Genomic DNA, 25219 nt, shown 5'->3' on the forward strand with positions numbered 1-25219 from the left:
AGTGCCCTCAAACAACCCCAATTGGTAGGGAAAAGTCACGATCTGAACTTGATGCCTTGCGAGCTCTCAGAAACGACCAATTCTGCGGTCACTTCCGTACGGATGGAACGCCGTCCGGTCAGGGCTGAGCTTGTCTGCCGAGTCCAGCTGATCAGCCTAACCGGCCGGTCAGATGGCCCCATCGGGTCATCCCAGCCCGGCAGGTTCCTGGTGTCCGTCCTCGTCGGTGATGCGGCCGGTGACCGGTTTGCGGGACAGGTGGACGTCGCCGGCTTCGGGCCCGCGGGCTGTTGCGGCGGCGATGGCGGCGCGGTCATCTGCTTTTGTGTAGGCGTGGCGCAGATGGACAGGGTCGATGGGCTTGCCCATGCGTTTTTCCTGGCGCCGCTTGGCTGCCAGGTTCAGTGCTTCCACGGCGATGGCGAACGCCATCGGGCCGTAGATGAGCGCCTTGTCGATCTTGACCTCGAACCCGTCGGCGATCAGGAACACCCCGATCAGCACCAGGAAGGCCAGCGCGAGCATCTTGACGGTGGGATGCCGGTTGACGAAGGCGAAGATGTACTTCGCGGAGAAGAGCATGATGGTGAAGGAGGACAGCACCGCGACGATGATGACCAGCAGGTTGTCCACCATCCCGACGGCGGTGATCACCGAGTCGAAGGAGAAGACCATGTCCAGGATGATGATCTGCCCCAGCACGGCACCGAACGTGGCGGCCTTCGCTCCGCCCGGGCCATGGGATTCGGTTCCTTCGAGCTTCTCGTGGATCTCCCGTACCGCTTTATAGACCAGGAACAAACCGCCGAACAGCAGGATCAGATCCCGTCCGGAAAACCCCATTCCGAAGAGTTCGAAGAGATCCTCGGTGAGGGAGATGATCCAGGAGGCTGCGAACAACAGGACGACCCGCATCAGCATGCCGAGCGTCAACCCGAGGTTGCGGGCCTTGGCCTGCTGCTCCACCGGAAGTTTGCTCGCCAGGATGGAGATGAAGATGACGTTGTCCACGCCCAGGACGATCTCCAGGATGAACAGGGTCACAAACGCAATGGCCAAATCGGGTGTCAGCTCGAATGCCAGTTCCATCCGGCCAGCTTAACCAATATGCACGGCAAAGTTCATGGGGTTTGTGTTTTCGCGTCTTCGCGCCCAAGACCCGAGCTAAGGAAGACCGGAGCAGTCCCGGGTGCTGCCGGCGGCATGATCTGTGGGTTTGGACGACGGTTTTGGTCCGGCTATGATTTTCCTATCAAGGGGAGTACTCCCGTCTGTGATCGGCCCGTCAATACGGATGCACTGAAGCATCTCGGGCCGACAGTTCCGGTGTCATCCGGGCGGAGGAGACCTTGGCGTTCTTGTTCAACGCCTACCCCTTGGGAGCCCCCCTTATGCAGGTCACACCTATGATCTGGCTCATCACGATTGCCGTGACGATCCTGTTCTTCGTCTACGAGTTCTTCGCCCACGTCCGTAAACCCCACGAGCCGTCCATCGCAGAATCGGCCCGCTGGTCCGCGTTCTACATCGGCCTCGCACTACTGTTCGGGGTGGGGATCGGCACGGTCTCGGGATGGACGTTCGGCGGCGAGTACTTCGCCGGCTACCTCACCGAGAAGGCACTGTCGATCGACAACCTGTTCGTCTTCCTCATCGTAATGGCCGGATTCGCAGTACCGAAGAAGTACCAGCAGAAGGTCCTGATGATCGGGATCATCATCGCACTGATCCTGCGCGGCGGGTTCATCGCCGTCGGAGCGGCCCTGATCGAAAACTTCTCCTGGGTCTTCTACATCTTCGGCGCCCTCCTCCTCGTCCTGGCCTACCGGCAAGCCTTCAGCAACCACGAATCCAACCCCGCTGACGGTAAGTTCATGACACTTGTCCGCCGGGTCCTGCCCGTCACTGACGAGTATCACCAGGACAAGCTCACCGTCATGCAGGGCGGGAAGCGCTTCATCACGCCGATGCTGCTCACAATCATTGCGATCGGTTTCGTGGACCTCATCTTCGCCGTCGACTCAATCCCTGCGATCTACGGCCTGACCAACGAGGCCTACATCGTCTTCACCGCCAACGCGTTCGCGCTGATGGGTCTGCGTCAGTTGTTCTTCCTCATCGGAGGCCTGCTCGAGCGTCTGGTCTACCTCGCCCAGGGGCTGGCCGTTATCCTCGCCTTCATCGGCGTGAAGCTCGTCTTCCACGCCCTGCACGTCAACGAGCTCCCCTTCATCAACGACGGGCAACCGCTCCTGTGGGTGCCGGAGATCCCCATCTGGCTCTCGCTGCTCTTCATCACCGCCACCATCGTCGTAGCGACCGCCGCGAGTCTGCTCAAGACCCGAGGCAACGAGAACAAGGAAGACCGCAGACAGATGCACGGCGAACCGGTGACCACCGCTGGCCCGCACGACCGGGACGAGGATCCCGATAAGACGTTCACTGCAAACATCTCAAAATGAATTACCACCAAGCAACTGTGAAGTCAGCGTTCCGCTGTGGCCTCAGATTCATACGGGAGTGGCGTTGCGCAAGATAGGAGAACGCGTGGAACCGGCGCTTGGCATCGTACTCATCGGTGTGTTGATCATTAACATCGGGGTTGCCCTGCTTGTCGTTTGGGCCTTCGCAGCTACCAAGAGCCAGCGCGGAATGCAAATGCCCGGGCAGACGGAAGACGCGCAGGAGGGCGCTCGGACAGCTAAGACCCGCAAGTGGGCCGGAATGTCTGGAATAGCCGGAACGGCTTTTGGTGTCCTACTGATCGTCGGAGCAGTCGCCGCTTCGGATACCTGACAGCCGTTGTCACCGACAAAACCCAGAGCCTCGATGACCGGCTCAGCCTGCCGCCCCTACACTTAGGACGATAACTTCCGCGATCGCCGCCGTCACCGCTGAGGAGGCCGAAGTGGGAGACTAGCTTGTCGCGATTGGCGGACCGCTCTGATAACCGACCATTACGCTCATCCGTAGTCCGCCGGGCTGATAACTGGAGGAGGAACCCTTGGCCCGTTTCCTGCTGGATAAATGGTTCGTAGCGGTTCCGATCCTTGCATGCATTCTGCTTCTGTTGACCTGGGGACAGGCATTGGCTCCGTTGCTTGTCGTGGCTGTGGCGGTGGTTTTGATCGGAGCGGTCCTTTCCGCTGTTCATCATGCTGAAGTCATCGCACACCGCGTGGGGGAACCTTTCGGGTCCCTGATTCTGGCCGTTGCGGTGACGGTTATCGAGGTCGCACTGATCCTTACCCTGATGCTCTCGGGTGGACCGGAAAGCCGTTCGCTTGCGAGGGACACAGTTTTCGCAGCCGTGATGATTACCGTCAACGGCATTGTAGGTTTGTCACTTCTGGTTGGGGCGCTGCGGCACGGGTTGGCCCGGTTCAATCCCGAAGGCACCGGCGCAGCATTGGCGGTCGTCGCGACGTTATCAACGATGACCCTGGTGCTTCCCGCATTCACTACCGCCCAGCCCGGTCCGACATTTTCGGCCGCGCAACTCGGTTTCGCCGCCGTCGCCTCACTGGTTCTCTACGCGTCATTCGTGATGACACAGACAGTGCGCCACCGCGATTTCTTCCTTCCCGTGACCACTGTCCCAGGAGCGCCCCCCGACCAGGAACATGCAACGCCCCCGTCAAAACGGTCGGCCCTGACAAGCCTCATCCTGCTCGTCGCAGCACTGGTGGCGGTTGTTGGCCTCGCCAAGACAATCTCACCGGTGATCGAAGCTGCAGTGTCGGCGGCCGGCATCCCCCAATCATTCGTCGGGGTGGTCATTGCCCTGCTGGTGCTGCTGCCCGAGGGGCTGGCCGCCACCCGCGCTGCGCTGCGGGACCGAATGCAGATTAGCCTCAACCTCGGCTACGGTTCGGCGATCGCCAGCATCGGTCTGACCATCCCGGCGATCGCCGTGGCAATGATCTGGTTGGAAGGACCCCTCACACTCGGGCTCGAACCGACACAAATGGTTCTGCTTGCCCTCACCATCATCGTGGGGGCACTGACAGTGGCACCAGGCCGCGCCACAAGACTCCAAGGCACCATACATCTGATCCTCTTCGCCGCCTTTATCTTCCTCTCCATAAACCCCTGACACCCTAAAAAAGGCATCGCGACCGGTCACGAGCCCTGACGGTTGTTACTTGCGATTGCGTCGGCTTCGTCCGTGGACGGGAGCTTCCCGCAGCTACTTCTGCTCCCGTTGTTCAGAGGCCGATAATGGATATTCCGTCAAGCTGCGCGCCTCAGTTGCTGGCGCTGTCGAGGGCCTCTTGGGCGATCAGGAGCAAGTCGTCGCGGTTACTGAGTTGCATTGATGCTCACCGTAAAGCTCGACTGCTACGTCTACGGCCGATTCGGCGGTGCTTATGTCCAGGGCGCGACAGAGTACCGCGATGTCGGGGATGTCCCGGTCCCGGCCGGCCGCGAGCTTCATGGCTAAGAGGAACCTTGGTGAGGCGACGCGCAGCATGAGGTTGTCTGCGACTGTCACTTCTGCCGCTTCCGTGTCCTGTCCGTCCGGGATGTAGGTCCGGGCGGCGTTGTTCAGCCACCGCGGGTCGAGGCCCATTTCTTGTGCCATGTCCGTGGCGACGTCCTGCACCGTCTGCTCCGGGTGGTACAGGGCATCGATGTCTGTCGTCGACCGCCGGGAGTCAAACTCGATGGCGATCGCCGCTCCGCCAATGAGATAGATATCTGCGCCGGCACCCCGGGCGTGGAGCCGTCGGGACAGTTCCACGAGAAGCTCCCGTATGTCATCCGGTCCGTAAGAGGCGCGGCGTCCCGCTCTCATGCTGCGGCCAGGTTAGCGGCATCGAAGACGATGTTCGCTTCAGCGAATTCAACGGGCGTTCGTTCTGCCATTCTTTGCTTCCAGGCAGGAGAGACATGCTTGCGGGGGGTGGCGTACCATTTCGACTCCAGAGGGGGAGTGCTCGTCCAGTCCGGCTCTTTAAGTCCGTGCTGATGGCATTTGTAGGCGAAGGTCCTGGCCAGCAGGGCGTCCCAGCGCTTCCGTCCAGTCGACGCGGGCCGAGCGCGGAGGAATCGTCGGCGGCCAGCTGGATCGAGATCGTCGAAATAACTGGCGGCCATGGAAAGCACTCGCATGGCGAAATCCGGATCGCCATTGCGCAGCTCCCGTTTAATCTCACGGGCTGCCGTTTCCGCGGTCCAGTAGAGTTCCGGTTCCCGAGGGGTCCCTTCGATGGCCAGCCCGGTGCCCAGCTGGGAAAGAACCTTCAGGGCGGTGCTGATGGAGACGTTTCTGCCCTGCTCGAGATCAATGAGGGTTGAACGGCTGATACCGGTTGAACGGGCAAGTGTCTCCTGAGTCAGGCCGGCATGGAGCCGGTGGCTTTTCACCTGCTCTCCCAGTTCCCGCGCGTCCTGGACTTTATTCACGGCAATCACACCTCAATGTCGGATATATCCATCATAGTGTGCGAGTGACAATTTGGCTTCAGGTAGTCCACGCGCCAATAGCGTCTATTCATCCCGTCGATCCACGACATGTGACGGGAATCCCGGGGCCCTTTAACACGAATGCCCGGTTTCATTCAGAGCAGGCCGATTTCAGGGCCAAGTGTCAATGGCCATTACGTTCTGCCCATGGGCGGCCAGTTGATGTGCCCGCTGGTGGCCAGTAAAACTGCCCGGTTATGGCCAACAGATCTGCCCACTGATTCGTTTCGGCGGGGTCGGCCATCGTTGGGTTGGTCAGTTCAAGCGGGTCACTCCTTTTCCGGCGAGGGCCTGGGTAAGACGGACGGAATCGCCGCTGGTCTGGCAGACGTGGGCGTGGTGCAGCAGTCGGTCAACGGTGGCGGTGGCGAGGGTTTTGGGCATGAGCTCATCGAACCCGGCGGGGTGGAGGTTGGAGCTGATCGCGACGGAGCGTTTTTCGTAGGCTGCGTCCACGACCCGGTAGAGGCCTTCGGCGGCGTCCGTGGCCACGGGCAACAGACCAATATCATCGATGACCACGAGCTCGGCGCGCAGGATCCGGGCAACGGCCCGGGTGACGCTGTCATCGGTTCGGTGGGCGCGGATGAGGACGCCGAGGTCCTCGAGCCTGAACCAAGCGACCCGCATTCCGGCTTCGACGGCCTGCTGGCCGAGGGCTTCGAGGAAGAACGTCTTCCCCGTCCCCGAGGGCCCGCAGACGACCAAGTTTTCCCTGCGGGTGATCCATTCCAGGGTCCGCAGTGCCTGCTGGGTCGGGCCCGGGATGGAGGACGCTGCAGGGTCCCACGCCTCGAAGGTCTTCCCGGTCGGGAACCCGGCTGCTTTGCGGCGGGAAGCGAGCATGGACCGGGCCCGGCCGGCGGCTTCCTCCGTGAAGAGGGCCTTGATGACCTCGGCCGGTTCCCACCGCTGGGCGCGGGCGGTCGCGATCAGGTCCGGGGCCAGCGCCCGGGCGTGGGGCATTTTCAGGGACCGCATCAGGGCCTCCAGGTCCGCCGGTAGCGGCGGAGCCACGGTATTGGTCGTGGTGACGGGGCTCATCGGGCCTCCTCCGGCGTGGTGATGGTTGCGGGGTTGCCGATCGCGGCCCACGCCCCTGTTCCTTGGGTGAGGGAGGTGGCTTCGTTGGCGGCGTGGGTGGTAGTGCGGCGGATGTTGGCGTTCAAGATCGAGGCGAGGTCCGGGTGCGCGAACCGGCCGTGCAGGGCGGCGTCGCCCAGGGCCCGGTCGACCTGATCAGTGCCGGCGATTTTGGCCAGCGTAACGGCTTCGGCCATTTTCACGTTCATCCTTGCGGTCCCGGCCGCGGCGGCCTCGACGAGCCAGGTTCTGGCGCCTTCGCCGATGGCCAGGAACGCGGCCTCGTCCGCGCTGCGGGCCCTCACCTCGTAGTCGCCGGGGAGCTTCGCCCGGGTTCCGGGGAAGTGTTCGTCGTTGATGGCGGGGCTGCCGGGCCGTGCCCGTTCGTGGCGGGCGACTTCGACGGGCCCGGTCGTGCCGTGGTGGACGATGATGACCTGCTCGCCGGGCCCGGTGCCGTGGGTGCGGACGAACACCCGGGCTCCGAGCAGGTGGGCCGGGACGGAGTACTGGGCGTTTTCGAAGGTGACCATTGGGGTGTTCTCCGGAACGCCGCGGGCCAGGCCGAACGCGACCGTGTGGGCGGTGTCCGGGATCCGGTGCAGCCGCGGGGCTTCCTCGGCGAGCATGGCCGCGGGTTTCCGCCGCGTCGTCCGGTGCTCACGGTGATTGACCTCGTCCATGAACGCCGTGCAGGCGGCCTCGAGCTCGGCGAAGGTGCGGTAGTCATCGCGGAGGTTGGTGTCTTTGGGCACGAGGTCGGCCTTGGCGAGTTTCACGGACGCTTCGACTCCGCCTTTGGTGGCCGGGTCCGCCGGTTGGCAGGTCAGCACGGTCACCCCGTAGTGCCGGGCGAAGTCCAGGGTCTGCTGGTTGCGCACCGGGACCCCGGCGACGTGGGCGGTGGTGACGGTCTTCTCGTTGTCCGTGAGGACATAGGTCGGCGCCCCTCCGAGGATCCGGAAGCACCGGTCCAGGGCCGCGAACACGCTCGGCGCGGTCCTGTCCCTGAGCGGGATCACGATGCGGAAGCGTGAGAACGCCAGCCAGGCCACGAAAAGGATGGTCTTCACCCCGCCGATCCGGGGCCCGTCGCCGAAGTCGTACTGCAACCACATCCCCGGTTCTGTGATCCACGGCCGGTGGACGCGGGTGTGGCCCAGCCGCCACGCGGCTTTGACCTGCGCGATCGCCCGGCGGGTAGACCGTTCCGAACCGGTGTAGCCCAGAGCGAGGAGCTTTTCGTGGGCCTTGTCGGCCCGGATCCGGCCCTTGGAGGCTTCGATCCATTCCTCGATCTTGGGCAGGAACGCGTCGGTGACCCGGCCGCGGGCCGCGGGTTCCCCGATCGGCCGGCCCGCGTCACGGGCGGTGACGTGTTTAGCAACGGTGTGGTGCGAGCAGCCCGTGAGCTCCGCGGTGGCGCGCAACGATCCGGTCAGATCGTAGGCAGCAAGAATTTCCATGATTTCTCCGTCAGACTTCATACAGGGCCTCTTCCTGGTTCGCTTTTGGTGCGCTTAGACACCGTCATCAAACCGCAGGGAGAGGCCCCCACCGCTTAAAGACGCGGCAGGAACAAGTAAGGAAGTGGGCAGATCTCATGGCCACCGGCGGGCAGTTCTGCTGGCCGCCAGCGGGCACTTTCGTGGCCGCCTATGGGCAGTTTTTCATGGCCGCTAACAGCCAAGCCCCCTGGAACAGAGGTGAAGGGTGTCATGCTTTCATCACAAATGACCTCATAGAGAGATATTGCTATGGCGAGATCTTGCCAAGGCATCCCCGTTGTCTTGAACACCGCGGGTTGCTTCGTTTGGACCTGTTTCCGGCCGCAAACGAGGTCCGCGAGGATGATGAGACTATCGGGCCCAGGGATGGCACCTGAAGCCATGGCTTGGATGACATCTCCGGCTTCGAGCTGTGCACTGCGTAATGACTCGACGCAGATGCTTGCTCGTGCCAGGAGGGCATCGTCCAGCTCGCGCCGGTCCGGTTGATGTGAACCTATGGCGATGACTACGGCCGTGTCTTTCACCCGGGAACCGTCGAAAAGGGGCTCCGCTGAGCTTGTGCAACAGATGATTAGATCAGCCTCGGAGACCTCCTCGATGCTACAGACCTTGGAAGTCATCCCCATTGCTGATGCACGGGCGGCCATTACCGCCGCGGCGGCTGCATTCCGACCCACGATGCCGACTCGGTTGATCGTGATCATGCTGCTGAAGGCTTTGACGTGCTCCCAGGCCTGCGGTCCTGTACCGAAAATAAGGAGATTCTTGGGTCCTGGCGCCATCAGCTTAAGGGCCCCCAGAACAGACACTGCGGGGGTGCGCAGATTCGTCAGCGCTCCACCGTCGAAGACTGCGAGAGGTCTCTGATCGAGGCCGCCGAACAGTACATAAACGCCTTGGATGACGGGGGAGCCCGATGACGCATTAGCGGGGGTGATGGTTAGCAGTTTCGTCCCCGTGTAGTTTCTCCAGCTTGAGGGCATCTGCAGGAGTTGCCCCTGCGGGGTATCGAGACGAGAACGGATACCGTCTTGCTCTGGATCAAAGCCCTCTTTCAGGAACGAATCAAGTTGGTTGACGGCATCTGAGAGGGCTACGGATTTGATATCAGAGCTGCCAATGAACATGGGAGCGTGTCGTGGCCGGGGCGGCGGGGTAGCAAAGTCCATTGCGCTCTATTCCTGAATCGTATGTTCCATCGGTGTCCTGAGAGGTCCTGGTACCAATACGCGGGGTTTATGGGACCAGCCGGGCAGCTCAAGCCTCTGACTGGTGCATTGAGCCGGGTAGGGCTAAACCGGTTGCCTCGACGGGCGGGATGGTGGAAGGGTCCGAGGGCAGCGGATGAGTGCCACCCCCGAATCCTCCGGTATGGCAACGGTCCTTGCTTCCTCTGCTGAGGGCATTAGTGGGATCTGCCACCGATCCCGGCTTCAGGGGAGGCAGGCAGTTGTTGCGGTACTGCCGGGCCGTTGCCAGCTTTGGGGGCTAAGCGAAGCTGGGTCGGGAGGGGCTGCTGACAAGCCCTTCAGTGCGCAGTTCCTCGATTGCGGAGGATGAGTAGCCAAGTTCAGTAAGGATTTCTTCCGAGTGTTGTCCAAGCAGTGGTGCCGGAGAATAGTCACGGCTTGCCGCAGCCGACATGCGGATTGGGTTATCAATGACTTTGATAGTCCCGGCCATGGGGTGATTCACTGTCCGGATCATGTCGTTGTTTATGACTTGAGGGTGGGCCAGTACTTCGTCGTAGTCCAACACGGGTGCGCAAAGGACGCCGCTGGCACTGAGTCTCTGCACGGCTTCATCGGTAGTGAATTTGCTTAGCTCGTTGTCGAGGATCGACCACAGACTTTCCCTGTTCTGCATCTGGAGTTTTGAGGTTGCGTATTCAGGTCGGTTGGTGAGGCTGTCGATGCCCAAAGCGTCACAAACGGCTTCGAGTGGATCGGGACGAAAAAGGCCCACGATGTTGACCCATCCGTCAGAGGTCTTGAATGAGCCGACGAGGTTATCCCGCTCCCAGTTGATTTCGAAGCGTCTCATCATCCACTGGGTGTATTCGTTCATTTGAGCGAAGAGGGAGGTGTCCAGTAGCGACACGTCCACTCGCTGGCCCTTGCCGGAGGAAGACCGTTCGATGAGGGCCATCAATATCCCCTGCACGAGGGCCATGCCTGCCCCGAAGTCGATGAAGGGGATCGGAAATATCCCTGGGCGGCCTGCTCCATCTCTGTTGTGCCAGGTGGATCCGCTGAATGACTGGATTGCCATGTCCTGGCCGCCCATGTTCTTCATGGGCCCGGTTTCGCCAAAACCTGTTCCCGAAGCGTAGATCAGGCCGGGGTACTTCTCCTGCAATGAGTCATAACCCAGGCCCATCCGCTCGGCCACGCCGGCTCGGAAGTTCATGACAATGACGTCCGTCTTCTCCAGGAGTTGGTGAACGATTCCCATGGCCCGGGGGTCCTTCATGTCTAGGACGAGGGAGCGCTTGTTGCGGTTTACTGCCAGGAAGCTGGCGCTATCTTCGATGCCGCTGGACCGGACGTCGATTGAGCGGCTGATGTCACCGAGTTTTGGTCGTTCCACCTTGGTTACCTCAGCGCCGAAGTCCGCGAGTATCTGTGTTGCCATCGGGCCGAACTGGACTTGGCTGAAGTCAAGAATGCGGATGCCTGCCAGCGGGAGGGATCGGGTAGCGGTCATAGTGGTTCTGCTCCTGTGCCTGGGTTTCGGGCGGTGTTAGATGCGGCCGGCTGGGATGGACCCGGCGAGAATGGCCAATGATTCGAAGAGGAAGTAGCTGCCGAAAATGAGTTCAACGTCGGTTGCGGCGTCCAGGCTTCTGACCGTGTTGCTGCGGGTGAAGCACCCTCCGGTGAGGATGCCGACGGGCCTCGTGTCATCGGGGCGGCAGGGGGTCAGGTAGCCGGAGACAAGGGCTGATGCAGTCTCATGGGCAATTTGTGCGTATGGCGAGCCGCCTTCGGTTCCTAGGGCATGGCTTAGCCGAAGAAGGGCGGCGGTGGCAATCGCGCCGGCGGCCGTGTCGCGGCTGGTGTCAGGGATGGCCGGATCCGCGAAGTCCCAGAAGGGTATTTTGTCCGCCGGAACGTTCGCGATCCACCAGTCGGACGTGCGTACCGCGTATTCCCGCCATTGAGGCTCGGCGGGGCGAACCACCGCAGCGTGCGCGCTGAAAATCATGGCCCAGGCCTGAGCGCGGCCCCACGTGCTGGTGTCGCTGTATCCCTTGTGGGTATGGGTCTTGAGGACGGCGCCGGTCGATGGATCCAGAGTCGATGATTGGACGACCGAGCCGTCCGTACGCACATGGTTCTCGAGCACCCTTTGCGTGTGTCGGACGGCTACGTCCTCCATACGGGTATCGTCAAGTTCGGATGCAGCCCAGAACAGGAGGGGGCTGGCCAGAAGTGAATCGATGCTGCTTTCCGCCGCACCGGTTGAGGATGCCTCTTCAGCGTCCTCACCCAAGGGTATGAGTCCGAGTCGTTCATCAAACATCTCCGCGAGGGACTTTGCCGCCTGCAGGGCTGTTTCGCGGGCGTGTCGATCGCCAGTAAGTAAGTGACCAATGGCAGCGCCGCAGTAGAAGCCATAACCCTTAAAGACGGTCTGCTTGTGCATCCGAGGTGTGATGAGCTCAAGGGCGCGGTGTGCGTCCGTGAGGCTGAAGTTGGCCGGGTCGATGCTGTGCGCCAGCCATAGCTGTCCAACCCAGCCGCCACCGGTCCAGTCCCCGTCCGGCGTGGTGGTCCAGTCCCCGGTCTCCGTATCCGCCCAGTGAGGAACGCCGGGCAACCCCGCATCTCTGGTGGCCTGAATACGTGTAAGCATCCTCGATTGGGCTTCGAAAAATTGTAACGACGACATGCAACTCCTTTGTCCATGGTGGGGTCGGCTCTGATACCGTCTGTGGGCTATGCAACTTTGCATAACTTGTCTGATACTTCAGACAGCGTCTAATATTTATAGAGTCTAGTGTCTAGCTTATGTGGCGTCTACCAATCCGGTAATCGCCCCGTACGATTGGGAATAACATGAACCGCACCACCGCCCCCGCGCTCCGGCGGGGCTTGGATATTCTCGAGTTGTTCTTGGAGCCGAATAACGGACTCCGTGTTCCCGAAATCACCGAGAGGCTCGGTATTCCCCGTGCCAGTGCGCATGAGCTGGTAGGTGCCCTGGCGGATCGGGGTTATCTTCAGGCGGTTTCGGAACCACCGAGCCGTTATGTCCTGGGGGTCCGGGCCTTCCGTCTGGGCGGTGCCTACGAACGTGGACTTGACTTGGCCGCCTTGGGTCGGGAAAGCGCCCGAAAGATTGCTGCGGAGTGCGGTGAGACCGTGCAGATTGTCGTCCGGGAGGGACGGTTTGCCGTGTTCATTGTGCGGATCGACAGTACGCACTCCATTCGCCTTGTCTCAGATGTTGGGAGCAGCCTTCCCGCCCACTGCACCGCAGGAGGGAAGATGTTGCTCTCGGCATTGCCTCCCAAGGAGCTGGACGCCCTGTTTCCTGACGACGCGGCTCTTCCTGCCATGACTGCCCAAAGCATCAATAGCCGGGAGCGGCTGCTAGTCGAGCTGGCCACGGCGCGGGAACGGGGATGGTCGGAGGAGAACAGCGAATCCAACGAGAACGTCGCCTGTGTCGCTGCCCCCATCTTTGACCGCGCTGGTTCCTGTGTCGCTGCCATGAGCATCTCCACTCCCACTCTGCGGTGGGGCGAGAAGCAGAGGGAGGACTACGTCAAGCTCGTCGTCAAAGGGGCCCGGGAGATTTCGACGAACCTCGGGTCGCTGTCCGTGCGGTAGTCCGGAGTTGGAGTCGATGGCAGAATGACGGCGCGTCCTGTTGCTCCGGTGGAAAGGGCGGCGTAGGCCTCGTTAATCTGCGACAGCTCGAACCTCTCGCCGATCAGCTTCTCCAGTGGAAGCTTGCCCGCCGTATACAGGTCGAGTATCTTCGGTACTTGCACCAGGGTGTTGGATGACCCGTAGAGGCTTCCGATGATGCGCTTTTCCTGCTGAACGAGGGCGTTGACGGGAACCTCGAAGGATGTTCCGGTTTTGCCCAGGCCCACGGCCACTACGGTGCCGGAGGTGCCGACGCTGTTGACTGCCTGGGAGAGGGTGGCGGGGATTCCTACGGCGTCCATCGCCCATTTTGGTCCGCTTGGGCATATTCGTGCGATCTCCGCCGCCAGGTCCTGCTTCACGGAGTTGATCGTGTGCGTAGCGCCGACTTCGCGGGCGAGTTCGAGCCGGGCGTCGACAGTGTCTACCACGATGATGGGATGGGCGCCTATAAGGTTCAGGCCCATGACGGCGCTTAGTCCGACTCCGCCGGCTCCGATTATGAGGGCTGCCTCGCCTGTGGAGTCCTTCATCAAATTTAGTGCTGCTCCAACGCCGGTGATGACGGCACATCCGGTGATGGCGGCAATTTCCGGTGGTATCTCAGGTGAGATGCGGATGACGGAGCGCTCGGAAACCACGGATTCTTCGGCGAAGCACGAAACGCCCATGAGGTGGTGTATTTTCTGCCCGTTCAGGCTCAGGCGCGAGGTCCCGTCTACGAGGCCGCCCGTGGCTGCCTGGACCTTGCCGGCTACGCACAAGGCTGGCCTGCCGCTGGTGCAAAATTCGCAGTCACCGCAACGGGGCCGCCAAGTGGTGATAACAGAATCGCCAGGCGAAACCCGGGTCACACCCTCACCCACGCTCACCACAACACCAGCCCCCTCGTGCCCGAGGACTGCCGGCAGCTTCCCGTTCAGGTCACCGTTCATGTAGTGAAGGTCGCTGTGACATACTCCAGCCGCCTGGATCCTGATTCTCACCTCGCCGCGGCCGGGAGGATCCAACTTAACGTCTTCGATCCGGAGCGGAGTCCGCGCCTCAAATAGGACTGCTGCTTTCATGGGGCTCTCCTTGGTATGTAGCCGACGTCAGGCGCCGCCTGATGTCAGGTCTATGGGCCACTAACAGCGGCTCAAGTGCGTAGGTCAGTTCAGCGCGAGCTGTACGATATTTCAGACGCTGTCTGTAATAGTAAACAAGAGTAGTAACCTTCTTTGGAGCGGTCAAGGTCAGTGTCAAGGAGTGGTGCCGCGCAGTCCGGCCCCAAAGTCCATGCCGGCCGAACGCGTGGAGCAGGCAGGGAGGGTTGACCGTTTCCCCGTCGCGTGCAACGATTCTGTCTATATACCGGAAGCTGTCTGAAATCTTAGACGAAGCTAAGGCTCATCGTTGGGACGTCCTAAGGGGCTGCATCCCACCAAATGGCAAGGAGGCCATTAGATGGCAATGACACAAATACAGAAAGTCGGCTTGGCCAGTGGTGTCGGCACCACGGTCGAATGGTACGACTTCTTCATCTACGGCACGGCCGCGGGTCTGGTGTTCAACAAGATCTTTTTCCCCGAATTCGATCCACTGGTCGGCACGTTGCTTTCCTTTGCGACGTTTTCTGCAGCGTTCATAGCGCGACCTCTGGGTGGAATTGTTTTCGGTCACTTTGGTGACCGAGTCGGCAGAAAATCAATGCTGATCATCACACTGACCCTAATGGGCGTCACTACGCTTGCTATTGGCCTTCTTCCCAGCTACGAGACCATTGGCCTGGCCGCGCCGCTGCTTCTGGTGACTCTTCGCTTTGTGCAGGGGCTTGCCTTGGGTGGGGAGATTGGTGGCGCCATCCTGATGACAGTGGAACACGCGCCGTCCAACAAGCGGGGCTACTACGGCAGTTGGGTGCAGATGGGCGTTCCCGCCGGCTTGATGCTGGGCAACGCCGTTTTCCTGCTGATGGCCGGACTGTCCTCGGAAGCGTTTCTTGAGTGGGGTTGGCGGGTCCCGTTCCTCATCGGCGGTGTTTTTGTCGTGATCGGGCTTGTGGTCAGGTTGAAAGTTGTTGAAAGCCCAGTCTTCGCTGAAGTGAAAAAGCAGGATGAAGTCGAAAAGATGCCTATCGGTGTTGTGCTTCGCCACTACCCCAAGCAGCTGCTTCTGACCTGTGGCTCGTACTTCGCGATTGGCGTGACCTTTTATGGAGCAACGGTCTTTGGCCTGAGCTATGGCGTTCAGACCGTCGGGTTCAACCGCAACGAGATGCTCAGCATCGTTCTGATCTCCATGGGCGTTACATTTGTGGCGCTACCACTGTTCGGAAAACTATCAGACGCGCTGGGGCGCAAACCGGTGTTTCTAGGCGGCGTCATCGCCATGCTGGCGTTCACGTTCCCATGGTTCTGGCTCGTCAACAGCGGTTCCTACACCCTTGCATTGCTGGGCTTCGTAATATTCTGCCTCGCCTTCTCGGCCTCCTATGGACCCCTCGCAGCCTTTTATGCCGAAGCCTTCGAGACAAAAATCCGGTACTCCGGTATTTCCTTCGGCTACACAATCGGGACCCTGGCTGCCAGCGCACCAACCCCTATCGTCGCCGCATACGTGATGGCAGAAACCGGATCCTACGAAGGCGTAGCACTGTTCATGGTTGCGATGTGCCTCATCTCTGTCATTTGTGTGATCGCAATGAAGGAAACGCACGGACTGGAGCTGTCTGAACTGGGCAAGAAGTACGACCCGGAGCCCCTCGCCAGCCGTGCCAGCTACCCCGGACAAATGGAATCTCAGCGCCGCCAAACCGCGGACGACTGAACCGATCCCTATTCCATTTCCACGAAGCGACATAGTGGCGGTCATCTTCCGTTGACACCACACACCACCTAGCAAGGAATCTCCATTGACTGAACTCATAGACGTAGCGGGTGCCCGTCCCGACAGCGAAAACGAAAAGGGCGACTCTCCAGCAGGACCCCTGGCAGGAATCAAAGTACTTGACATGACCCGCCTTGCCCCGGGGCCCTACGCAAGCATGCTCCTGGCAGACCTCGGCGCTGAGGTGATATCCATAGGCGGCGGCCGCTCAGGTTTGCCTGTCCCGTCATTGTCCCGGGGCAAGGATTTCATAGCCCTTGACCTTAAGACTGATGGCGGGCGGAAAGCCCTGCGGCAGCTCGTTGCCGACGCGGACGTCTTCATGGAGGGTTTCCGGCCCGGTGTCGTTGACCGGCTGGGCGCCGGATATGGGGAATTGTCCGCCATCAACCCGCGTCTGGTGTACTGCAGCGTCACCGGGTACGGTCAGACGGGCCCTATGGCACAGCGGGCAGGCCACGACATCAACTACCTGGCCATCGCGGGCGCACTCGGTACGTTCGGCCCGGCCGGGCAGCCACCTGTTCCCCCGTTGAACCTTGTCGCCGACCTGGGGGGCGGTGGAATGCTCTCCGCCTTCGGCATCGTCAGCGCCTTGTACGAGCGGTCAAAGACCGGTAAAGGACGTTACATTGACTCCGCTATGGTGGACGGTGTCCTGTCGATGATGGCCATGAACTTTGCCGACTGGCATACTCCGACCCTGCCACGCCGCGGCGAGGGCGTTCTCAACGGGGCAATGCCCTTTTATCGGTGCTACAGCTGCTCGGACCACCGCTACGTGGCGGTCGGGGCCCTGGAGAGGGCCTTCTTCGCACAGCTGTGGGAAACGCTTGGCCTTGGGGACGTACCGGACCACTTCGACCGGGCATTGTGGCCGATCATTGAAGAATCACTTGCAGGGGCGTTCGCGACGAAGACGATGGAGGAGTGGACCGCGGTCTTTGCCGAGGTGGACGCCTGCGTCACCCCTGTGCTCGAGCCACACGAACTCGCTTCGTTTGAGCAGATCATCAGCAGGGATCCGAACTTTGCTCTCGATTCGGTGCCTGTGGTCCCGGCATTCTCAAAGGGACCCGCACGTCGGGAAACCAACACCCGGCCACGCACCCAGACAGTACTGCTTCGCAACGGTCTTGAACCTGAGGCGGCAGCCGCCATCGCAGCACAGAGTGACAGCACCGCCGTCACAGGCCTGAGTTGGCCGCCGTTGTGACACACATTCCGAGCACCCACGATCACTCTTGTACCAAGGGCCGCAGTTAAACAGGATCCCTCCGCAGGCAATCCACATCGAGGAACATATGGCACTGACCAGCATCACACCCGCACCGACGACAGCTGAGAGGCTCGAATCGATTCTGGCCCAGGCAGCAGACGCTGCCCAGAGCTGGAGCACGAGCTCACCGCAGGAACGCATCACCGCCTTGGAATCGGTCGCCGATCATCTTGACCGCTGCGGGGATGAGCTCATAGAGATCGCCCACGACGAAACTCACCTCCCCCATGCACGGCTGAGAGGGGAGCTGAAACGCACCACTTTCCAACTCCGACTTTTCACCGAGGTTATTGCCGACGGCAGTTACCTTGATGCACGCATCGATCAAGCAGACCCGGATTGGGGCATGGGGCCAAGGCCGGATATCCGGCGAACCCTTGAACCGATCGGCCCGGTACTGGTCTTCTCCGCCAGCAATTTTCCCTTTGCCTTCAGCGTCGCCGGCGGCGACACCGCATCGGCTCTGGCCGCCGGCTGCCCCGTCATCGTCAAAGCACATTCCGGTCATCCCCGGCTCTCGGAAATGACTGCAGACATCGTCACCGCTGCCCTCGTCCAGGCCGGAGCCCCCGAAGGCCTGTTCGCTGTGATCTTCGGGACCCAGGCAGGGCGAGATGCGCTCCTTGATCCGAGAGTGAAAGCCAGCTCATTCACCGGCTCCATTCCCGGCGGGAGGGCTCTATTCGATCTCGCCAACTCACGTCCGGATCCGATTCCCTTCTACGGGGAACTGGGCAGCGTCAACCCCACTTTCGTCACCCGGGCGGCTGCCCGCAAGCGCGGCAGCCAGATCATTACAGAGTTCGTGGACTCGTTCACACTCGGGGCAGGACAATTCTGCACGAAACCAGGAATCCTGCTCGTACCCGCCGAGTCAACCATCGCCTCCGGCCTGGCCACCGCGCAATATCCGGCGGCCGCCTTGCTTCTCAACGACCGCATACAGTCCGGATACGCCGAAGCCCTGCAGACCCTCAGCGGGCACAAAGACATCAAGCCTTTGGTATTGGGAAACACCGCCTATGCCAGCCCGCCCGGACCATCACTCATGCAAACCACCACTGCCAGCGCGCTGGCTGCACCGGAGGAACTCCTGGTGGAGTGCTTCGGACCGGCAGCTTTGGTTGTTAGTTACGAGGACGAATCGGAACTTCTGCAAATTGCACGGGTCCTTGACGGACAACTAACCGCCACCGTGCACGGGGAAGATGACGATGCCATAGCCCCGGAGCTGCTCCGGCTCCTGGCCCGGAAGGCGGGGCGGGTGCTGTGGAACCAATGGCCTACCGGCGTCTCGGTAACCTACGCTCAACAACACGGCGGTCCCTATCCGGCAACGACATCGACCACATCGACGTCGGTGGGCACCGCCTCCATCTTTCGCTTTCTTCGACCAGTCGCGTATCAAGGCCTGCCACAGCACCTCCTGCCTGCTGCACTGCAGGATGCAAATCCCCTGCGCATTGCCCGCCGAGTTAACGGGCAGGTTCAGAATCCGCCGGCCGGCCTCTAACGGGCAACCTGTTCTCAAGCTAGCCATCTTGGTTGCGGTGTGACTCGGCCCACGATATCGTTCCATATATCAACCGCTGATCGACATATTAGACAACATGGTCGCGTGCGTGGCGTATTTGTTAATTTCTTACCCTTAGCATCGCGGGCCCCGAAAAGTGGGGCGCGCGGTCCGTAAGCAGAAAAGGTTCTCCCATGATGACTGAGCAGCGCTGCCGGCCAGCGGTGACCGAATTTGCCGCCCGGCGTGACGTCGACGAATACTCGCCTCCCTGGGCGGATTTCGGCGACTTTTTCCGCAGCCGGAAGGACGATGACAGCACATTCCTCATCGCGGTCAGCCGCGGCCAGAGAACCCGGGCGGAATGGAGCGTCGATCAGTGGCGAAATGCGGTGTACAACGTGACCAGCGACCTGATCCGCCACGGCGTGAAGGCTGGTGATAATGTGGCCGTCTTGGCGCATAATTCCGCTGAGACGCTTGCCCTAACATTCGCTGTATGGCTGCTCGGTGGCTGCCTCGTTCCCCTTGACCCTCGGGATGAGGATGACAGGCACAAGGAAATCCTGGAAGAGTCGGGAGCACGGTGGGTAGGCGTAGACGCCGGTCCTGAATCGGTGGCCCAGGTGATGCGCTCTGGGTGCGCCGAACCCCTCGTGGTTCGAGGGCTTATGTCGACCCAGCGCAGGGAACGACCATCAACGGGCACGGACCCTGCGCCCTTGGACGCTCCCGCGCTGCGAATGCACACCAGCGGCACCAGCGGTCGGCCCAAAGCGATCGTGCTTTCCATGAGAAGCATTTTGCTCAACTGCGATGCCATGCAAAAAGCGTTCGGTTGGGATTCCAAGACCAGGGTACTGACGGTACTACCGATCAGCCATGCCAATGGCCTGCTCATCAATAGTTTCCTGCCCTGGTTCGTTGGGGGGTCAACGGTGCTGGCGGACCGATTCAGCGGCAGCACTTTCTGGTCGATTGCTGCCGAGACCCACGCCACCACAAGCAGCATTGTGCCCACGGTGCTGGAGTATCTACTCGCCACTGAGAGTAGTGAAACCCCCTCGCCAATCATGAAGGAAGTGATATCCGGCAGCGGGCCACTCCGGGCCACCGCCGCATCGGAGTTCGAGCAGCGGTTCGGCATACGGGTACGCCAATTGTACGGACTCTCTGAAACGACCGCCGTACTCACCGCCACACCGCCGTTGACTGGGAGCCATCTTGAGCCCAACCTTCGACGCTCCATCGGCGTGACCGTTCCCCATGCTGAAGTTGATGTCGTTGATTCCAACGGGGCGTCCTGCGATGAGGGGGTGCGAGGCGAAATCGTGGCACGGGGCGGCATGCTCATGAACAGCTATGACAACAACGACTCTGCGAACGCCGAAGCCTTCAGAGGGGGCTGGTTCCACACCGGTGACCGCGGTTACTGGGAACGTGGAGCCGACGGAAACCGCTGGTTTTTCCTGGAAGGACGCCTTAAGGAAAGCATCGTACGCGGTGGGTTGAACATCGCGCCCCAGCTTATCGACGAAGTCGTGACCAGCCATCCGCTCGTTCGCAGCGCTGCTGCAGTTCCCTTCGCCAACCGCTGGCAGGGCGAAGAGATCGCCGTCTTCGTCATAGCGGCAGGGGACTTGACCGAGGCGGAGCTTCTAACGTGGTGCGCCGAACGCCTCCAGCCGCACATGTGCCCGAAGGTTGTCATCTTCGGATCCGAGATTCCCTCCACGAGTGTCGGAAAGATTCGCCGCAACCTCTTGACCCAACAGTTGGCGGGCGAACTCGCCCGATTCTGGGAATCGTCTTTCCGCCCATAACCCATAACCCATAACCCATAACCCAGCATGCCCAGGAAGTTAACTTCCGTCCCAAATTGCGGTGGACTCCGGGCTGCGGACCCAAACGGATTTTTTTGCACTGACAACTACCATTCCAGGAGAAGAGTAATGACAAGGACCAACACTTCCAGCACGCGGGATTTCGGAGCCGAAGCATGAGCGTGGCAATGAGCCTCGGGACCGACCAGATTTTGGCAGCGGCTGAAGCGTATGCCGTTGAACTGGCAGCCAAGGCTGAGAGCCTGGACAGAGGAGCTGTATTCGACAAAGAGATCCTGGACGAAGGTGCAGCTCTTGGCTTCGTGAAACTAATTTTCGACGAGAACCTGAATTTGGACCTCTCGAGGATGCCGTTGGTGCACGACATCACAGAGCGTATTGCCAGCGTTTACCCTCCCGTCGCCATGGAACTGGGCGTCATGAGGCTGGTGTCTTACCTGCTCGCGCGGTACGCACGACCGGCGGTCAAAGACCGTTGGCTTCGCGCCACGATTGAAGGCCAGGCATACGGATCATTCGCCTTGACAGAACCACATGCTGGGACTGACCTTCGTGGAATGTCAACAGTCGCCCGCAGAGACGGCGATAACTACATTTTGACCGGGGAGAAATGCTGGGTCGGTTTCGCTCCTGTGGCTTCCTACGCCATCGTCCTTTCCAAATTGGAATCATCCGAGCGAGACGCGCCGACCATCGCATTGGTGGTCGACATGTCAAGCACCGGCGCTGTGGGCGAGACAGGGCCCGAGCTTTCCGGGTTCCGCGGACTCTCCAACGGAGTACTTCGCTTTGAAAATGTAGTGGTGCCTGCAGCAAACGCTCTCCAGGTAGATGGGTTCGCGGGTATGATGGACGGCCTGAACATGGCCCGCATTGACGCTGCATCCTACGCCTGCGGGCTGTTGCGCGCTGCTTTGGAAGTCAGTGTCGAACGAGCAGCAACACGCACCGCGTTCGGCAAACGAATAGGTGACCTGCCAAGCATTCAGATTAAACTCGGCCGGATGCGGGCCGCCTACCACACCGCCAGAGAACTGGCCATGCGCGCCACCGAAACCTATATGGAGGGCAACGGCGGAGACCAGGACATTATCTCCATCGCCAAGATGACCGCCAGCGACCTGGCGCGGGAACACACCGACCAAGCTATGCAAATCTTCGGAGCGTCGGGCCTTATCGCCTACTCCAGGGTCGAACGGCTGCACCGGGATGCCAAGGCAACCCAAATCTTCGATGGCACCAGCGAGATCCACGAGACCATGCTGGGACGCCGCCTTGTCAACGCGTTCAGCAAAGACGGGCACGGCGGCTCGTACATGCCTTCCTGGAGCATCAACCAGCCCGCGGACAACATCACGGGCGCTTAGACAGAATCCAGAAACTCCTCAAACCACAGGTCGATGCCGGACAGGTTCGGCCTCCGTCGCTGAAGTAGCACCCGACGAAGACCGGACCTGTGCCTGGGGCCCTAATCAATGTCCTCCAGCGACTGACACGGCCGTTCCGCTTGGGTTCAGCTCGTTCCCTGCTCCATGATCTCCCTGCCTTCCCACACCGGAGGTTTATGAACATCGAGCCCCCACGAAACGGACCCCTCCGCTAGCCACGCCAACAGATACCAGGAAAAACAAGATGAACCACACGCAAAGCACTCTTGAGGAGGTCGCCGAGGCAAAAGGCCAGCTGACCATGAGGATACTAATGACACCGGACACGGCAAACTTTGCCGGCAAAGTACACGGCGGCGTCCTGCTGAAGTACCTGGACCAAGTCGCGTACATTTGTGCCGCACGGTATGCAGGAACCTACGTCGTGACGCTTTCGGTGGATCGCGTCGATTTCCTGGCCCCCATCCAGATCGGTGAACTCGTGACCTTCCAAGCATCAGTTAACTACACAGGACGCACGTCGCTGGAAGTCGGAATCCGCGTACTCAGTGAAAATTTTCACGAACAGAACATCCGGCACACCAACAGCTCCTACTTCACCTTGGTGGCAATCGGCCACGACAACAAACCTACCGCCGTACCTGAATTTAAACCTTCTGACACCGTTGAACGACGACGATTCCGGGAAGCGCACCAACGCCGGCACGAAAGGATGCGACGCGCCCGGATCCGCAGGGACAGAAGAGAGCTCAGTCCCTTGGACCTGCTGCAGGCATGAACCATCGTCTACCTTGAACCGAAAAGCCCTTGTTGGTCCTTCTGAGGCACCGAACTCAGGGGTGGGCAAGAGAAGCCAACCCCAAGAAGTGGAACCATGATGCGCGCAGTTTATGCGAAATCACTTTCCCCGCAAGATCCACTTGCCGGGCTCGACGTAGGGGACTTGCCAGAGCCGGAAGCACCCGCTGCTGACTGGGAGAAAATCACACTCAAAGCCTCTGCCCTAAACCACCATGACCTATTCTCGCTTGGGGGAGTACTAGACCAAGAGGTTCTGCCCATGATCCTGGGCAGTGACGGCGCCGGAATAGACGCCGCCGGCAACGAGGTGATTGTTCATTCCGTAATCGCAAGCCCTGGATGGCGCGGGGACGAAACCCTTGACCCGAAACGCACCATACTTTCGGAGCGCCATCCGGGAACCATGTCCGACCATGTCTGGGTGCCCGCCGGCAACACCGTCCCTAAACCTGCAGAATTGAGCTGGGAGGAGGCCGCCTGCCTTCCCACGTCTTGGCTCACTGCCTACAGGATGCTTTTCTCCGTCTCCCCGGCGAAGCCAGGATCCACCATCCTGATACAAGGAGCCGGCGGCGGGGTGTCCACAGCGCTGACCACCATGGCTGCCGCCACCGGATTCCGAGTATGGGTGACCAGCCGCAGCAGAGAAAAACAAACCCACGCGCTGATGCTTGGGGCCGATCAAGTATTCGACCCCGGTGCCCGCCTTCCGAAGCGGGTCGACGCAGTCTTTGACTCAGTAGGACAGGCCACATGGGACCACACACTGAAATCCGTTCGACCGGGCGGAACCGTCGTTACCTGTGGCGCAACCTCAGGCAGCTCCGCAGTGACTGAACTGAATCGGGTGTTCTTCACCCAGCTGAAAATACTCGGCTCAACCATGGGAACTCGGGACGAACTCGACAGACTCACCGGCTTCCTTGTAGGAACCGGGATACGCCCAACTATCGATTCAGTGCTACCGCTAAACCACGCCGTCAAAGGATTTACCAGAATGCTCGGCGGGAGCCTGATGGGAAAAATAGTATTCACGCATTAACCCAGCAACGGGCAACGCCCGCGACCTAAAGAACAAGAGTCCAATGTCAATCCTCCTACACCGCGACAAGAGACTCCAATGGGCTTAACGCATTCTTGGGCGGGAAAGTTTTCCTCGGCGTGCCCGCCCGGGGCGGCGGGTAAAAATGGTCGGGCCAGTATGGGAGCCGATGCCATTTTTGCGGCCGGATGCGGGGGCGGGTAGGTCGGATGCCAGTGACTGGAAGAACAAAGACGTTGGGCACTGCGCGGTTGGGCGTAGCGTTCCTAGGTATTCTGCTTATCGCCGTGAACATGCGAGTAGCTTTTGTCAGCGTGGGCCCGGTGCTCTCCAACATCGGCGCCGAGTTCGGTTGGTCCGGCAGCACCGCGGGCCTTCTCACCGGTCTACCTCTGATCTCCTTTGCAGTGTTCTCCCCGGTAGCACCGGGCATCGCACGGCGATTCGGCCTGGACCGGGCCTTGTGGCTCGCGATGCTGCTGCTCGCAGCGGGCATTCTGGGCCGGACCGTCCCTGTGGAAGCTGCCGTCTGGGCAGGTACGATGCTGATTGGCACCGGCATCGCTTTCCTGAACGTGTTGCTGCCGTCACTGGTCAAGAGGGAGCTGCCCTCACGGGTCAGCCAAGTGACCGGAATCTACACAGCCGTTCAAGGCGCGGTGTCCGCGGTCGCCGCCGCCGCCGTCGTTCCTATTGCCCACGCCACCGTTTACGGTTGGCGGCTGGCCCTGGGAGTCTGGGCGGGGCTGGCCCTGATCGCACTGGCGATCCTGCTCCCGCGGCTCCGGACCAGGGATCCGATCACCGTCGAGCCCCAAGGCCGGCACGGGCGCTTCCACTCACCCTGGAAGTCCGCGCTGGGCTGGCAGATCACGCTCTTCATGGGGCTGCAGTCCCTGGCGTTCTTCGTGATGATCACATGGCTGCCTGCAATCGAACACGAACGGGGAATCCCGGCGGCCACCTCCGGCCTGCACACCTCGGTGTTTTTACTGGTCGGAGTGTTGGCGAGCCTCGCGGCCGGTACAGTGCTGCACCACACCGCGGACCAGAGGCCGATAGCCCTGGGCAGCAGCATCCTCGCGTTCTGCTCCTACGCCGGGCTCGCCCTGGCTCCGCAACTCTCCCTGCTCTGGGTAGTGATCGGCGCCGCAGGCTCCGGAAGCCTCATAGTGATTGCGCTGTCCCTGTTCAGCCTTCGCACCGCCCACCACGAGCAGGCCGCATCACTCTCCGGAATGGCACAGTCCGTAGGCTACGCGATCGCCGCCGCCGGGCCAGTGGCCTTCGGCGCCCTGCGCGACGTCAGTGGCAGTTGGACGCTCCCGTTGACCATCACCGCCGCGCTCATGATCATCCTGTGCTTCACCGCCGTACTGTCCGGCAGGAACCGCCTGATAGGCGACCAACACCACACCCGGGAACGTGGCCCAGCACCAGCCACCCAAGCACACAGGTAGCCAATCCTTGGGGGCGCCCAGTTCTCAAATCCCTCGGAGTCTTGGGAGGGAAATGTAAAGCTGGCTGCAGGCAGCCCTTTT

General features: G+C 60.9%; 21 protein-coding genes. 12 read left to right on the plus strand and 9 right to left on the minus strand.

The features are described from left to right. Nucleotides 1-186: 186 nt before the first annotated feature. A complete protein-coding gene (locus AC4BCK_RS01000; protein ID WP_366280053.1) occupies nt 187-1089 on the minus strand; it encodes a TerC family protein in 903 nt (300 codons plus the stop codon). Between the two features lie 302 nt (nt 1090-1391). Between AC4BCK_RS01000 and AC4BCK_RS01005 the strand changes: the two genes are divergently transcribed. The 3 genes from AC4BCK_RS01005 to AC4BCK_RS01015 all read left to right on the plus strand — a co-directional run bounded on the left by AC4BCK_RS01005 (nt 1392) and on the right by AC4BCK_RS01015 (nt 4096). Next, entirely contained in the window at nt 1392-2462 is a 1071-nt protein-coding gene (locus tag AC4BCK_RS01005) for a TerC family protein (RefSeq protein WP_490566469.1), read from the plus strand. 85 nt (nt 2463-2547) lie between these two features. Continuing rightward, nucleotides 2548-2796 carry a hypothetical protein gene (locus tag AC4BCK_RS01010; protein WP_490566470.1) on the plus strand — a complete coding sequence of 83 codons (249 nt, stop codon included), beginning with the start codon at nt 2548-2550 and terminating at the stop codon, nt 2794-2796. A 208-nt stretch (nt 2797-3004) separates the two neighbouring features. Then, nucleotides 3005-4096, plus strand: coding sequence for a calcium:cation antiporter (locus AC4BCK_RS01015; protein WP_490566471.1), 1092 nt, complete (start codon nt 3005-3007; stop codon nt 4094-4096). 186 nt (nt 4097-4282) lie between these two features. On the opposite strand, the gene AC4BCK_RS01020 is transcribed toward AC4BCK_RS01015, so the two are convergent. The 7 genes from AC4BCK_RS01020 to AC4BCK_RS01050 all read right to left on the minus strand — a co-directional run bounded on the left by AC4BCK_RS01020 (nt 4283) and on the right by AC4BCK_RS01050 (nt 11885). Then, nucleotides 4283-4744, minus strand: a complete 462-nt coding sequence (locus AC4BCK_RS01020) for a DUF6036 family nucleotidyltransferase (RefSeq protein WP_400586670.1) — start codon at nt 4742-4744, stop codon at nt 4283-4285. 50 nt (nt 4745-4794) lie between these two features. Continuing rightward, nucleotides 4795-5409: a helix-turn-helix transcriptional regulator gene (locus tag AC4BCK_RS01025; protein WP_366280061.1), complete on the minus strand. Its 615-nt coding sequence runs from the start codon at nt 5407-5409 to the stop codon at nt 4795-4797. A gap of 315 nt (nt 5410-5724) precedes the next feature. Next, nucleotides 5725-6513: an IS21-like element helper ATPase IstB gene (gene istB, locus AC4BCK_RS01030; protein WP_237428195.1), complete on the minus strand. Its 789-nt coding sequence runs from the start codon at nt 6511-6513 to the stop codon at nt 5725-5727. Beyond that, a complete protein-coding gene (gene istA / locus AC4BCK_RS01035; RefSeq protein ID WP_237428196.1) occupies nt 6510-8039 on the minus strand; it encodes an IS21 family transposase in 1530 nt (509 codons plus the stop codon). The genes istB and istA overlap by 4 nt, the downstream gene beginning before the upstream one ends. A gap of 74 nt (nt 8040-8113) precedes the next feature. Further along, nucleotides 8114-9190, minus strand: a complete 1077-nt coding sequence (locus AC4BCK_RS01040; RefSeq protein ID WP_490566472.1) for an ornithine cyclodeaminase family protein — start codon at nt 9188-9190, stop codon at nt 8114-8116. A 361-nt stretch (nt 9191-9551) separates the two neighbouring features. Continuing rightward, nucleotides 9552-10769 carry a CaiB/BaiF CoA transferase family protein gene (locus tag AC4BCK_RS01045; protein WP_366279922.1) on the minus strand — a complete coding sequence of 406 codons (1218 nt, stop codon included), beginning with the start codon at nt 10767-10769 and terminating at the stop codon, nt 9552-9554. 36 nt (nt 10770-10805) lie between these two features. Next, a complete protein-coding gene (locus AC4BCK_RS01050) occupies nt 10806-11885 on the minus strand; it encodes a hypothetical protein (RefSeq protein WP_400586673.1) in 1080 nt (359 codons plus the stop codon). A 239-nt stretch (nt 11886-12124) separates the two neighbouring features. Between AC4BCK_RS01050 and AC4BCK_RS01055 the strand changes: the two genes are divergently transcribed. Continuing rightward, nucleotides 12125-12901, plus strand: a complete 777-nt coding sequence (locus AC4BCK_RS01055) for an IclR family transcriptional regulator (protein WP_435896742.1) — start codon at nt 12125-12127, stop codon at nt 12899-12901. Here AC4BCK_RS01055 and AC4BCK_RS01060 read toward each other — a convergent pair. After that, entirely contained in the window at nt 12832-14010 is a 1179-nt protein-coding gene (locus AC4BCK_RS01060) for a zinc-binding dehydrogenase (RefSeq protein WP_366279927.1), read from the minus strand. The genes AC4BCK_RS01055 and AC4BCK_RS01060 overlap by 70 nt on opposite strands. Before the next feature lie 379 nt (nt 14011-14389). On the opposite strand from AC4BCK_RS01060, the gene AC4BCK_RS01065 reads away from it, so the two are divergent. The 8 genes from AC4BCK_RS01065 to AC4BCK_RS01100 all read left to right on the plus strand — a co-directional run bounded on the left by AC4BCK_RS01065 (nt 14390) and on the right by AC4BCK_RS01100 (nt 25138). Then, entirely contained in the window at nt 14390-15751 is a 1362-nt protein-coding gene (locus AC4BCK_RS01065; RefSeq protein WP_366279930.1) for an MFS transporter, read from the plus strand. An 85-nt stretch (nt 15752-15836) separates the two neighbouring features. Continuing rightward, nucleotides 15837-17027, plus strand: a complete 1191-nt coding sequence (locus AC4BCK_RS01070; RefSeq protein ID WP_366279932.1) for a CaiB/BaiF CoA transferase family protein — start codon at nt 15837-15839, stop codon at nt 17025-17027. An 88-nt stretch (nt 17028-17115) separates the two neighbouring features. Continuing rightward, nucleotides 17116-18603 carry an aldehyde dehydrogenase (NADP(+)) gene (locus AC4BCK_RS01075; RefSeq protein WP_366279934.1) on the plus strand — a complete coding sequence of 496 codons (1488 nt, stop codon included), beginning with the start codon at nt 17116-17118 and terminating at the stop codon, nt 18601-18603. A 194-nt stretch (nt 18604-18797) separates the two neighbouring features. Beyond that, nucleotides 18798-20426 (plus strand): class I adenylate-forming enzyme family protein, encoded by a 1629-nt coding sequence (locus AC4BCK_RS01080; protein ID WP_366279936.1) that lies wholly within the window; start codon nt 18798-18800, stop codon nt 20424-20426. 176 nt (nt 20427-20602) lie between these two features. Next, complete coding sequence (locus tag AC4BCK_RS01085) at nt 20603-21814, plus strand: acyl-CoA dehydrogenase family protein (protein WP_366279939.1); 1212 nt, start codon at nt 20603-20605, stop codon at nt 21812-21814. Between the two features lie 265 nt (nt 21815-22079). Beyond that, nucleotides 22080-22613, plus strand: coding sequence for an acyl-CoA thioesterase (locus tag AC4BCK_RS01090; protein WP_366279942.1), 534 nt, complete (start codon nt 22080-22082; stop codon nt 22611-22613). A gap of 96 nt (nt 22614-22709) precedes the next feature. Next, nucleotides 22710-23678 carry a zinc-binding dehydrogenase gene (locus AC4BCK_RS01095; protein WP_435896743.1) on the plus strand — a complete coding sequence of 323 codons (969 nt, stop codon included), beginning with the start codon at nt 22710-22712 and terminating at the stop codon, nt 23676-23678. A gap of 293 nt (nt 23679-23971) precedes the next feature. Further along, complete coding sequence (locus AC4BCK_RS01100; protein WP_490566473.1) at nt 23972-25138, plus strand: MFS transporter; 1167 nt, start codon at nt 23972-23974, stop codon at nt 25136-25138. Nucleotides 25139-25219 lie beyond the last annotated feature (81 nt).

This window comes from Pseudarthrobacter sp. As-47, from assembly GCF_058215595.1.

Excerpts from the sequence above, each read along its gene's own strand:
- AC4BCK_RS01000 (WP_366280053.1), bottom strand. The coding sequence starts at position 1,089 with ATGGAACTGGCATTCGAGCTGACACCCGATTTGGCCATTGCGTTTGTG.
- AC4BCK_RS01005 (WP_490566469.1), top strand. The coding sequence starts at position 1,392 with ATGCAGGTCACACCTATGATCTGGCTCATCACGATTGCCGTGACGATC.
- AC4BCK_RS01045 (WP_366279922.1), bottom strand. The coding sequence starts at position 10,769 with ATGACCGCTACCCGATCCCTCCCGCTGGCAGGCATCCGCATTCTTGAC.
- AC4BCK_RS01095 (WP_435896743.1), top strand. The coding sequence starts at position 22,710 with ATGATGCGCGCAGTTTATGCGAAATCACTTTCCCCGCAAGATCCACTT.
- AC4BCK_RS01040 (WP_490566472.1), bottom strand. The coding sequence starts at position 9,190 with ATGTTCATTGGCAGCTCTGATATCAAATCCGTAGCCCTCTCAGATGCC.
- AC4BCK_RS01080 (WP_366279936.1), top strand. The coding sequence starts at position 18,798 with ATGATGACTGAGCAGCGCTGCCGGCCAGCGGTGACCGAATTTGCCGCC.
- AC4BCK_RS01090 (WP_366279942.1), top strand. The coding sequence starts at position 22,080 with ATGAACCACACGCAAAGCACTCTTGAGGAGGTCGCCGAGGCAAAAGGC.
- istB (WP_237428195.1), bottom strand. The coding sequence starts at position 6,513 with ATGAGCCCCGTCACCACGACCAATACCGTGGCTCCGCCGCTACCGGCG.
- istA (WP_237428196.1), bottom strand. The coding sequence starts at position 8,039 with ATGAAGTCTGACGGAGAAATCATGGAAATTCTTGCTGCCTACGATCTG.
- AC4BCK_RS01065 (WP_366279930.1), top strand. The coding sequence starts at position 14,390 with ATGGCAATGACACAAATACAGAAAGTCGGCTTGGCCAGTGGTGTCGGC.
- AC4BCK_RS01060 (WP_366279927.1), bottom strand. The coding sequence starts at position 14,010 with ATGAAAGCAGCAGTCCTATTTGAGGCGCGGACTCCGCTCCGGATCGAA.
- AC4BCK_RS01075 (WP_366279934.1), top strand. The coding sequence starts at position 17,116 with ATGGCACTGACCAGCATCACACCCGCACCGACGACAGCTGAGAGGCTC.
- AC4BCK_RS01055 (WP_435896742.1), top strand. The coding sequence starts at position 12,125 with ATGAACCGCACCACCGCCCCCGCGCTCCGGCGGGGCTTGGATATTCTC.
- AC4BCK_RS01100 (WP_490566473.1), top strand. The coding sequence starts at position 23,972 with ATGCGAGTAGCTTTTGTCAGCGTGGGCCCGGTGCTCTCCAACATCGGC.
- AC4BCK_RS01085 (WP_366279939.1), top strand. The coding sequence starts at position 20,603 with ATGAGCGTGGCAATGAGCCTCGGGACCGACCAGATTTTGGCAGCGGCT.